General features: G+C 45.2%; 9 protein-coding genes. 1 reads left to right on the top strand and 8 read right to left on the bottom strand.

Annotation, left to right across the window (positions count from 1 at the left end):
* Nucleotides 1-112: 112 nt before the first annotated feature.
* The 8 genes from deoC to pnp all read right to left on the bottom strand — a co-directional run bounded on the left by deoC (nucleotide 113) and on the right by pnp (nucleotide 9,835).
* Nucleotides 113-883 (bottom strand): deoxyribose-phosphate aldolase, encoded by a 771-nt coding sequence (deoC, locus tag EYR25_RS04290; protein ID WP_011625501.1) that lies wholly within the window; start codon nucleotides 881-883, stop codon nucleotides 113-115.
* 411 nt (nucleotides 884-1,294) lie between these two features.
* On the bottom strand, nucleotides 1,295-2,149 hold the full coding sequence (locus EYR25_RS04285) for a nucleoside-specific channel-forming Tsx family protein (RefSeq protein ID WP_133178642.1): 855 nt from the start codon (nucleotides 2,147-2,149) through the stop codon (nucleotides 1,295-1,297).
* A gap of 349 nt (nucleotides 2,150-2,498) precedes the next feature.
* Nucleotides 2,499-3,758 carry a NupC/NupG family nucleoside CNT transporter gene (locus tag EYR25_RS04280; protein ID WP_023266654.1) on the bottom strand — a complete coding sequence of 420 codons (1,260 nt, stop codon included), beginning with the start codon at nucleotides 3,756-3,758 and terminating at the stop codon, nucleotides 2,499-2,501.
* 176 nt (nucleotides 3,759-3,934) lie between these two features.
* Complete coding sequence (locus EYR25_RS04275; protein ID WP_133178641.1) at nucleotides 3,935-4,702, bottom strand: TatD family hydrolase; 768 nt, start codon at nucleotides 4,700-4,702, stop codon at nucleotides 3,935-3,937.
* A 7-nt stretch (nucleotides 4,703-4,709) separates the two neighbouring features.
* Nucleotides 4,710-4,892 (bottom strand): hypothetical protein, encoded by a 183-nt coding sequence (locus tag EYR25_RS21525; protein ID WP_341785868.1) that lies wholly within the window; start codon nucleotides 4,890-4,892, stop codon nucleotides 4,710-4,712.
* A gap of 69 nt (nucleotides 4,893-4,961) precedes the next feature.
* A complete protein-coding gene (prfC, locus tag EYR25_RS04265; protein ID WP_133178639.1) occupies nucleotides 4,962-6,542 on the bottom strand; it encodes a peptide chain release factor 3 in 1,581 nt (526 codons plus the stop codon).
* Nucleotides 6,543-6,641: 99 nt separating this feature from the next.
* Nucleotides 6,642-7,544 (bottom strand): lipoprotein NlpI, encoded by a 903-nt coding sequence (nlpI, locus tag EYR25_RS04260; protein ID WP_023268269.1) that lies wholly within the window; start codon nucleotides 7,542-7,544, stop codon nucleotides 6,642-6,644.
* Between the two features lie 191 nt (nucleotides 7,545-7,735).
* A complete protein-coding gene (gene pnp, locus EYR25_RS04255; RefSeq protein WP_039978621.1) occupies nucleotides 7,736-9,835 on the bottom strand; it encodes a polyribonucleotide nucleotidyltransferase in 2,100 nt (699 codons plus the stop codon).
* A gap of 192 nt (nucleotides 9,836-10,027) precedes the next feature.
* Between pnp and EYR25_RS04250 the strand changes: the two genes are divergently transcribed.
* A complete protein-coding gene (locus EYR25_RS04250) occupies nucleotides 10,028-12,082 on the top strand; it encodes a putative bifunctional diguanylate cyclase/phosphodiesterase (RefSeq protein ID WP_133178638.1) in 2,055 nt (684 codons plus the stop codon).
* The last annotated feature ends 39 nt before the right edge of the window (nucleotides 12,083-12,121 follow it).

Genomic DNA, 12,121 nt, shown 5'->3' with positions numbered 1-12,121 from the left:
AGCAATATTACAATTACATGCTATCGAAGTTTTGATGTTTCCAACTAGATTTAGGTCACACTTAATTAGTTTCGATATACGATTTTGGTATTAATCGAGATGCAATGTTCGATTAATAGCCTTGAGTCGGCTTAGGCGCATCGGCTAATTCTAATGTGTGTAACAAGCTGTTGAGTAAGCTTGAAGCACCAAATCTAAAGGTACGTGGAGAAACCCAATCTGCACCGAGAATACGCTCAGCCACACCTAAAAACTCTGCAGCTTGAGCAGCATCACGTACGCCACCAGCAGGCTTAAAGCCCACCTTGGTGTTCTTTTCACTGATCACAGTTAGCATGATTTCAGCCGCTTCAAGTGTCGCGTTGACTGGCACTTTACCAGTAGAAGTCTTGATAAAATCTGCGCCCGCATCGATAGACAGTTCAGAAGCGCGGCGAATAAGCGCAGGATCGGCTAATACACCCGATTCAATAATCACTTTCAGTAATACTTCACCACAGGCTTCTTTACAGGCTTTGACTAACTCATAGCCGACTGTTTCGTTACCTTCCATCAGCGCGCGGTAAGGGAATACCACGTCGACTTCATCGGCACCATAGGCAACGGCGGCACGGGTTTCTAATACCGCGATAGCGATATCGTCGTTACCGTGTGGGAAGTTGGTTACTGTCGCGATTTGAATGTCTTCGGCGCCCAATTCATCGAGGGTCTTACGTGCGATAGGAATGAAGCGAGGATAGATACAGATGGCAGCAGTATTACCCGCTGGCGTCACGGCTTTGTGACACAGATCGATCACCTTCTGATCGGTATCGTCATCGTTTAAGGTGGTTAAATCCATAAGCTCGATGGCGCGTTGTGCTGCTTTTTTTAAATCAGTCATAATAGCTCTCCAAAAGAAAAAACAAATAAACAGAAATCAGTCGCTTATAAGCAACGCTTAGAGGTGGCATTATTTTGATTATTTTTATATGGCCGGGCCTTCAGGCGATGCCGAGTAATTTGTGTAGGGCAAATTACATTTTTATTAGGTATTCAATCTTGCCTATATATAACTAGGCATCCTGACACTTAAATTGACTATAAGTGATCACGACTTGAATCCTTGAAGACCGGAAGAGAGGATACGAATAATGTCTTGTTCCTACTTTTCCGCGAAAAATCCGTTTTAGCGCGAGAAAAACACAAACCTTTATATAAACGCACTGCTCGAATTATAAATGGGTTTAGATAAAGATTCATGACACATAAAAGATGGAGCCGCCATCGCGGCTCCAACGGCTCTTACAAGAAATTAGAACTTGTAAGTAGCTGACAGGTAGTGTGACCAACCTGTTGATTCTAGGCCAGTAGCGCCATCGTCTGTCAGTAAGTAAACATCTTTAAAGCCTTTTAGACCATAACCCAGAGCGTAACGATCTGAGTGCCAGTATAGACCGAAGAAGATATTACCACCGCTGCTACTAAGTCCCTTCATAACAACATTATCTTTGTTAGGGAAATAAGCTTCATCAGCACCGAATTGGTAATCGATATAACCTTGGAATGACAGGAAGCTCTTGTTGTCGAAGAAGTAGAAAGGCTTGAACCAGTTAGCAGAGAATTGGTAACCGTTCCACTCTTTCGCGTTCATGTCGTAGTAACCGTACAGGTTCATACCTGTTTTGCCTAACCAAGGCACGTTTACGTCAGCACCAACACCCCAGAAAGTAGAGTTAACGCCTGAACCAACATTACCGTCCCAGTTGAACAGAGTTGAGAAGTAAACTTCTTGTACTGGGCCGAAAGATAAATCTTTACCCGTTAATGCATCGATAGACACACGTGGAGCAAATTTCATGAACAGTTTGCTTTTGCCTGAACCTGGGTTCTTGTCACCGTTGCTGCTTGATTGGTTTGCTAAGTTAAATACGTCAACATAACCATACAGATCGAAAATACCTGAACGGCCGCCGAACTCCATTTCTAAGTAGTTGTGTTGGTCACCTGCCGCTGGGTTCTCTGGCTTTTCGCCAATAGAGTACATAGCGTTGAACTGCATCCACTTGTAGTCAGAACCGTGAAGGTCTGTACGGTCTGCAGCAAATGCGTTACCAGAGATTGCAGCTACTGCTGTAGCGGCTAAAGCTAAAGTTTTAACGTTTTTCATCATCAACCCCATTATTTTGGTTGCTACCGTCTAGGGTAGCGTTCTTTTTGTGGCGCTCGCATTTTACCTCGATTAAAAAAAATCTCAATAATCTGGCGTAAAATCACGAACACAAAATTCTTAATTGTGAACAAAGTCGCGACTTATTGTTTACGACTAATTAACTTAACCGTACATCACGACAGTTTAGGCAGCATTACAGCTATAGTTTAACCGTCATCTACCTTAGACAATCGGAGAAACTACTCACTTCAGGAATCACTATTGGAAAATGGTTGAATTAACTTAGGCCCTGCCCTGCATGGTCAAGGCCCAGTTAGTGGGGAGAGACTCCCCAACGTTTCTGCACTTAGATAGCTAAGAACAGACCCGCAATTGTTGCACTCATTAAGTTAGCTAAAGAACCGGCGATAACAGCACGAACACCCATTTTAGCTAAATCGTGACGACGGTTAGGAGCCATAGCACCTAAACCACCCAGCAGAATCGCAATTGATGACAAGTTAGCGAAACCACACAGAGCAAACGAAACAATTGCTTTGGTTCTGTCAGTCATAGCTAAACCAGTTTCAGCGACAACCATACCGCCATCAGCGATGTCTTTTAAGTATGGAGCAAAGTTCAGGTAAGCTACGAATTCGTTAACAACGATCTTCTGACCGATGAAAGAACCAGCAACCAGCGCTTCGTTCCAAGGTACACCGATTAAGAAAGCTAAAGGCATGAAGATGTAACCAAGGATCAGTTCCAGTGTTAAACCTTCAACACCAAACCAACCACCTACACCACCGATGATGCCGTTGATCATTGCGATCAAACCAACGAAGGCTAACAGCATTGCACCTACGTTTAACGCTAAGTGCATACCAGATGAAGCACCCGCAGCAGCAGCGTCTAATACGTTAGCTGGCTTATCAGGATCTTCAGGTAATTCATCCATGTCGTTTTTAGCCACTTCAGTCTCTGGGTGCATCAGTTTAGCCATTAATAGACCACCTGGTGCCGCCATGAATGACGCAGCAACTAAGTACTCAATAGGCACGCCCATTTGTGCGTAACCAGCCAGTACTGAACCTGCGATAGAAGCTAAACCACCCACCATGATCGCAAACAGTTCTGATTGAGTCATTGTAGGAATGAATGGACGAACCACTAACGGCGCTTCAGTTTGACCAACGAAGATGTTAGCTGTCGCAGACATAGATTCAGTACGGCTTGTGCCTAATGCTTTTTGCAGACCACCACCGATGATACGGATGATCCACTGCATTACGCCCAAGTAGTACAGAACGGCGATTAAAGAAGAGAAGAACACGATAACTGGCAACACGTTTACCGCGAAGATAAAGCCAAGTTTGAAGTTAGCTAAATCACCGAACAGGAAGCCGATACCGTTTTGTGCATAACCGATAACGCTTGAAACAGCGTCAGATACACCTTTCAGGATATCTTTACCCACAGGAACGTACAGTACAAAACCACCGAAGGCAGCCTGGATGGCTAATGCACCACCCACAGTACGCAAGTTAATTGCTTTTTTGTTATTCGATAGGAGGAAACCTATCGCAAGTAGGACGACCACCCCTACTAAGCTCATCAATATATTCATTAACCATCACCCTATTGTTAACACTTTTTAATTATGTTGTTAATCAACCTATTTCCGAGTCAGATTATACCCGAGAGAAAGTCGAAAATCGTCGTTTTGATCAAAATTTTGGAGTTTAATTTCAACCGCTTAGCGCAAAATGCTATTGCGACCTACACCTGTTTAACCAAAAACAACTAAAGGTCAAACAGTTGCATTGCATTCGACACCAAGTGTTCTGATATTAGAACACTAGATTTTTTTTGCAAAGTTGCAATTTTGTCTATAAAAAGTACAGCATTAGCGGGTTGATTCCGTTTTTCTGTAACATTTAGTGGAGTCATGGCTGGAGAATCAGTCTCAAGTAGGAAACTTTCTAAGGGCAATTCACTGACAGTTTTGAGCAGTTTTTTCGCATTCGGATTCATCACTAAACCACCAATGCCAAGTTTAAAACCTAGCTTAGTGTATTCGAGTGCAATATCAGGACTGCCAGAAAAGGCGTGTATTACGCCCGCTTTTGGGAGTTTATGGCGCTTTAAATGGAACAATACTTCTTGATGTGCTTTGACGGCATGGACGATAACAGGCAAATTTTGCTCATAAGCAAGCGCCAACTGAGCGTCAAAAAATGCTAACTGGTTGCTCCAATTGTCAGCATAAAGTTTGTCTAACCCACACTCACCAATGGCAACAAAACGGGGAGATTCTCGTAACTGAGCAACCTGTAATGTTAATTCTGTGATGGCCTTATCAACATCTTCCGGGCAAAACCAAGGATGGATCCCTAAGGCAAAATAACACTGGTATTGCTCAGCAATGGCCAATTGTTTAGTCCAGTGTTGTGGTGATACTCCTGGGATAATCAGATTATCGATGCCCGCATGATGCATACGCTGTATGACTTGATCGCGGTCACTATCAAACTCGACAAAATCGAGGTGCGCGTGGGTATCTAATATCATCAATCCATTACTCCGATTTTGTCTCTCCATGGGATGCAGCAGCCTTTTCTTGGCAATTCGGCTTATTGCGGACTAATGGCGGGTCCTCCAATCGAGGCATACAACAGCGGCGATTCTCCGGTGTCAGCCCCATCTTGTCGCACCAACGGATATAAGCCTGCCACGTTCGAGTTATCCAACTTATCATCAGTCACCCCTCAAATTTTAGATACAAAAAAGGCGGTGAATCACCGCCTTTTACCCTAGAGTCACTTACCTGTTAGTGTTCGCGTGTTTTAGCGAACTCGATATCAGGGTATCTTTCCATCGAAAGATTTAAGTTAACCATAGTTGGCGCAATATAAGTTAAGTTATCGCCACCATCGAGTGCCAAGTTTTGGCTACATTTGCGGCGGAACTCTTCTAGCTTACGCTCATCTTTACAATAAACCCAGCGTGCAGTTGAAACGCTAATACCTTCGTAAATCGCTTCAACGTTGTACTCGCTCTTTAAGCGGCCAACAACCACTTCAAACTGCAGTACACCTACAGCACCAACGATTAAATCGTTCGAGTCTAATGGACGGAACACCTGCACAGCGCCTTCTTCTGACAACTGCACTAAGCCCTTAAGCAATTGTTTTTGCTTGAGCGGATCGCGCAGACGAATACGGCGGAACATTTCAGGTGCAAAGTTTGGCACACCGGTAAAGCGGAACTTTTCACCTTGGGTGAAAGTATCACCGATACGAATGGTCCCATGGTTATGTAAACCAATAATATCACCAGGATATGCCACTTCGGCACGCTCACGGTCACCCGCCATAAAGGTCAAGGCATCGCTGACGTTAACATCTTTTCCGATACGCACGTGGTGCATCTTCATGCCTTGCTCATAGCGACCCGAACAAACACGCATAAAGGCAACGCGGTCACGGTGCTTAGGATCCATGTTTGCTTGGATTTTGAACACAAAACCGGTGAATTTTTCTTCGTCAGGCATGATCATTCGCACATCGCTTTCACGAGGTAGCGGCTTTGGTGCCCACTCCACAATACCATCGAGGATATGGTCAACACCGAAGTTACCCAAAGCGGTACCGAAGAAGACGGGCGTAAGCTCACCCTTTAAGAAGGCTTGGTGATCAAATTCGTTCGATGCACCGCGAACCAGTTCCATTTCATCACGTAAATCAGCAGCATAACTACCAATCGCTTTATCCAGCTCAGGGTTATCGATGCCTTCAATCACGCGGCGCTCTTGGATAGTGTGCCCCATACCGCTTTGGTACAGCACCACTTCATCACGCAGAATATGGTAAACACCCTTAAACTCTTTACCACTACCAATCGGCCAAGTGATAGGCGCACAGGCGATATTGAGTACATCCTCAACTTCATCCATCAGTTCGATGGGATCGCGAATATCACGGTCGAGTTTGTTCATAAAGGTGACGATAGGCGTATCGCGCAGACGCGTTACTTCCATCAATTTGATGGTACGGTCTTCAACACCCTTTGCCGAGTCGATAACCATCAGGCAAGAGTCAACCGCCGTTAAGGTGCGGTAAGTATCTTCCGAGAAGTCTTCGTGGCCGGGAGTGTCGAGTAGGTTAACGAGCGCACCGCCATATGGGAACTGCATGACAGACGTAGTAATCGAAATACCACGGTCTTTTTCCATTTCCATCCAGTCAGACTTAGCGTGCTGACCCGATTTTTTGCCCTTAACGGTACCCGCTTTCTGCAGCGCGTTTCCGAATAACAGCACTTTTTCGGTAATGGTGGTTTTACCCGCGTCGGGGTGCGATATAATCGCGAAGGTGCGACGTTTATCGACCTCTACTTTATTGTCTGACATTTAACCTATGCACTCGTATCGCTAAAAAAGGCGCAAATTATAGCGCCTCAGTGCGTACTTGGCTAGGTAAAGCCCGAGATGAGCCTCGGGCGATATAGCTTATTTTGTACCTTCGAGCAAACCTTTAACTTTTGCTAGCTCGATTCGCGCGTATCTGTGCTCAACAAAGTCATAAATATTGGTCGCAAGGGCCAAACGGAAATAATTCGCCGCCTCTTGGTATTGCTTCTTGGCGATTTCGATTTTGGCGAGGTAGAAATAGGCTTCACATAGACGCTCAGCATATTCTTTCGGATGAGTCAGGCCTAACTTGGCATCGGCAAATACCTGCTCACGACTCTTAGCACCGAGGTAATAATCAACAATCACGGTTGACCAAGCATCGGCTTCCAGCCCCTTGCGGTGCTCTAGTAACTGACGTTTGGCTTCTTCGGCATTATCTTTCGACTGGATGAGGTATAACCACAGAGCGCGGTAACCATCTTTACTATCGCCGGCATAAAATGCCTGCATATCTTTTAAGGCGAGATCGTTCCGATCGCCATAATAAAGCGCGATACCGCGATTTAAGTAGGCATAATCATAGTTTGGTGACAGCTCTAATACACCGTCAAATGCCTCATAGGCGCTATCGTATTCACCTTCTTGGGTGTAATAAATTCCAAGGAAATTATAGGCATCGGCTAAGTCGGGTTGCAGTTTAAGTGCCTGCATAAAATCAATGCGCGCCATTAAGCGTAAACCAACACTGTCGTAAATCACGCCGCGATCGTAATGAAAACGTGCACGCTGCTCGTTGGTTAGCTCAACCGCCGATAAAATCTCATTCAGCTTGGCAAGGGTGACTTCAACTTTATAGTCTGGCATCACGGGGGCGATGACTAACTTGCCTTCAAGGTCATTTTGGTTGTCTAAGGGAGACTTAGTGGTCGCACATCCAGCCAACATCAAGCTGGCACCCGCCAGCACAGCAACAACAGCGGTTCTAATTTTAAGACTCATCCATTTCTACCTTTTTAGATTCCCAACTAACGCAGAAGAATGTTCATGATAGCAATCCCACAACTGGACTGCTATTGAGGAATAGCATTAAACACAACTTTATTAAACCCAAACAAACAAAAAGGAGATCAATTGATCTCCTTTTGGTCAGGTCATGTCGAAACTGACGCCGATAATGTCAGTAAAGACGATTATTCAGCAGCAGGTTCTTTCGTCTGTGCTTCTTTGATTGACAGACGTACACGACCTTGACGATCCACTTCCATAACTTTAACAGTCACTTCTTGGTTCAGTTCAAGGTGGTCAGAGACGTTAGCAACACGCTCATCGCTGATTTGCGAAATGTGCACTAAACCATCTTTACCTGGCAGAATGTTCACGAAGGCACCGAAGTCAACGATACGGATAACTTTACCGTTGTAGATACGACCCACTTCAACTTCTGAAGTGATTTCTTCGATACGACGAATCGCTTCACGGGTTGCATCGCCATTTGACGAAGCAATCTTCACAGTACCGTCATCTTCCAGTTCGATAGTGGTGCCAGTTTCTTCGGTAAGAGCACGAATTACCGCGCCGCCTTTACCGATAACATCACGGATCTTCTCTGGGTTGATCTTGATAGTTGTGATACGTGGAGCGTGGTCAGAGATATCATCACGGTGCGAACCAATCGCTTGGTCCATCACGTTCAGGATATGTACACGTGCGCCGTAGGCTTGTTGCAGTGCAATTTCCATGATTTCTTTGGTGATACCTTCGATCTTGATGTCCATCTGAAGTGCAGTCACACCATCACGAGTACCAGCTACTTTGAAGTCCATGTCACCTAAGTGGTCTTCATCACCTAAGATGTCAGACAGAACAACGAAGTCATCGCCTTCTTTCACTAGACCCATAGCGATACCCGCTACAGAAGTCTTGATGGGCACACCCGCATCCATCAGCGCCAGAGAAGTACCACACACTGAAGCCATAGAGCTTGAACCGTTAGATTCTGTGATTTCAGAAACCACGCGAACACTGTATGGAAATTCTTCAGCCGTTGGCATAACCGCGTTGATACCGCGCCATGCTAACTTGCCGTGGCCAATTTCGCGACGCTTAGGTGAACCCACCATACCTGTTTCACCCACAGAGTAAGGAGGGAAGTTGTAGTGCAGCATAAAGCGGCTGGTGCGCTCGCCCATAATGCTATCAATCTTCTGAGCGTCACGCTCAGTACCTAAAGTACAAGTCACCAGTGCTTGAGTTTCGCCACGGGTAAACAGTGCACTACCGTGAGTACGTGGTAATACGCCAGCTAATACGCTTAATGCGCGAACCATGTCTGGCTCACGTCCGTCGATGCGCGGCTCACCACGGATGATGCGACCACGAACCACTTTCTTCTCTAAGCTACCGAGCAGACCGTCAACTTCACGTAAATCCACTTCTGGGTTTGCAGCCAGCAGCGCTTCTTTTGCCGCGGCTTTAACCACTGCAACTTGAGCATAACGCTCTTGCTTTACTTGAATTTGGTACGCTTGTGCTAAACCCGCTTCAGCTAATTCTTTAACTTGAGCAACTAAGGCTTCATTGGCAACTGGTGCAGTCCAATTCCAAGCAGGTTTACCCGCTTCTGCTTTGAATTCTGCAATCGCTTTGATAACCACTTGTTGTTGGTCATGACCATAAACCACAGAGCCTAACATCACTTCTTCTGGTAAGGCTTGAGCTTCTGACTCAACCATCAATACCGCGCTCTCAGTACCAGCAACAACCAAGTTTAATTGGCTGCTTTCTAACTGAGTCACAGTTGGGTTCAGCACGTATTCGCCATTGATGTAACCCACGCGCGCCGCGCCTAATGGACCGCTGAATGGGATACCCGAAATGGCAAGCGCTGCCGAAGTACCGATCATCGAAATAATATCCGGCTCGATTTGTGGATCGACAGATACAACAGTGATGATAACTTGAACTTCGTTGGTGAAACCATTAGGGAAAAGAGGACGAATTGGACGGTCGATCAGGCGAGCGATTAATGTCTCATCTTCTGAAGGACGGCCTTCACGCTTAAAGAAACCACCAGGAATTTTACCCGCTGCGTAGCTCTTTTCTTGATAGTTAACAGTCAGAGGAAAGAAGTCACGGCCAGCTTCAGCATCTTTTTTACCAACAACAGTGACTAACACTGTCGTGTCGCCCATGCTAGCTAAAACGGCAGCGTCTGCTTGACGTGCAATGACACCTGTTTCCAGGGTGACTGTATGTTGACCATACTCAAAACTCTTTACAATTGGATTCACGTGACCCATTCCTTAATTAATGACCTTGAATTACGCGCGTAAGTATACTGCAATTAGGAACAATAGATAAAGAGCAGATAATGATGACAAAGTGTTATCTTTTCACTAAAGTGGTTAAATCAACAAAGAGTTATGCTCAATTGTGACTGGACAATTCCCTCTGGTGAAAACAACAATAAAAGGAAGAGCTGAATGACGGGTCGCTTTAAATCTCTAACTTGGAAACAAACTAACCTCGTCGTTTTTACAGCGTTATTTTTTGCTATCGCTATTTTTATTGTTGAAATCGCTCTTGTCGTAATATCCACTAAGCAACAGTTAACTACCACTCAGCAAGAATTACTGGATTCCGTTGAACAACCCGCAGCTAATGCCGTATGGGCATTGGATGATAATCTCGCAAGGCAAACCCTTGAAGGGGCAATAAAAGTTGAGCATGTTGGCTCAGCAGTGATAGAACTCGATGATGGTTCGATGTTTGTTTCAGTCAGTAATAATAAGACGAACAGTTCACAAACCTTTGTCAGCCTGAGCAACAAACTTTTCGATGATTTGAAGGAAATTTCGCGCCCCTTATACCGGCCATTTTACTTTGAAGGCACTCAAAAACAGCAACTCATCGGTACTCTCACCATTTTTTATGACACACAAGAACTGACCAACACACTCTTTAGCCAATTAAGATTCAGCTTTTTTGCTACCTTAGCCCGCGCACTGTTACTCACCTTAGTGTTATCTGTTGTATTCCATCGTTTTTTAACCCAACCGATAGCTCGAATAAGTGAAGCGATCGATAAAATTTCTCCCGATTCACCCGATGAAAACCTGCTGCCGATGTCAAATGCCCATAAGGATGACGAGCTTGGCTTGGTGACATCGAAGTTTAATCAAATTCTTATTCAATTCAGCCAGACACAATCCAAATTACGTAAGATGGCAACTCGAGACCCTCTTACCGGCTTGCCAAATAGAACTCTGTTACTTGAAACGATCGCAGTGACAATCCAGCGCTCGCGAGTACATAAACGTAATTTTGCATTAATGTTTATCGACCTAGATCGCTTTAAAAATATCAATGACTCCCTTGGCCACGCGTTGGGCGATCAATTTTTGGCACGCATCGCTCGCATCCTTGAACGCGTCGTCGGTGATAAAGGCACTGTATCGCGCCTTGGCGGTGATGAGTTTGTCATTTTAGCTGACTCAGTTCACTCCCCAGACCAAGCGGCGGACTTTGTCGATAAACTATTAGTACAGCTCAATGTGCCTATTCAGTTAAACGAACATGCCATTCACCCTGCGGCATCGATTGGGATTTCTATTTATCCAGAAGATGGCAATAGTGCCGAAGATCTTATCCGCCATGCCGACATCGCAATGTACAGCGCAAAGGCTGCGGGGTCGAATCAATGGGCTTTCTTCAAGCAACAAATGACCGAGCGTGCGGCCGTACGACTGCGTACCGAAGCATCATTGCATGATGCGTTAAAAAATAATGAATTCTTGCTCTACTTTCAGCCAAAGCTGGATTTACAGACTGGTAAAATTACAGCCTGTGAGGCTTTGATCCGTTGGCAAAAAGAGGGCCGCTTAATTAGCCCTATGTCATTTATTCCTGTAGCGGAAGAAACGGGTATTATTATTCCTATTGGCCGCTGGGTAATCGAGCAAAGCTGCCGCGTATTACGTGAATGGCAGAAAAAATATAACTATGCCATCCCTATTGCCATTAACGTTGCTTCGCAACAATTTGCTGATGCGAGCCTAGTGTCAGATATCAAACAAATGGCGCTGCGCTACCAAATCCAGCCAGAATTGCTCGAAATTGAAATCACCGAAACATCGTTAATGAATGACATTGAGCTTGCGATCAACAAGTTAGAGCAGCTTAAGTCGGCTGGGTTTGGTATTGCCGTCGATGACTTTGGTACCGGCTACTCTTCCCTGTCTTACCTGCGCCATCTGCCAATAACCACGATGAAAATCGACCGCTGCTTCGTGTCGGACTTACCGGGAGACAGCGCGATTGCCTCGACCATTTTGATGTTAGGTAAACAATTGAATCTGACGATTGTGGCCGAAGGGATTGAAAACGAGATGCAACTCGATTGGCTCAAGCGTAACCAATGTCAAATCGGTCAAGGCTTCTACTTTAGCCAACCGTTACCACAGGCAGAGTTTGAAGCGTTATATATTGCAAGCCAAACGGCCACAATCAGCGCTATTGATGGATTGCGTGGCGCTTAATATCTATATTCAAGCAGCAAATTTGAGGCAATAAAAAAG

The organism is Shewanella decolorationis (assembly GCF_004354305.1).
Taxonomy (GTDB): Bacteria; Pseudomonadota; Gammaproteobacteria; order Enterobacterales; family Shewanellaceae; genus Shewanella; species Shewanella decolorationis.
This window is presented reverse-complemented; position numbering and strand designations above follow the sequence as displayed.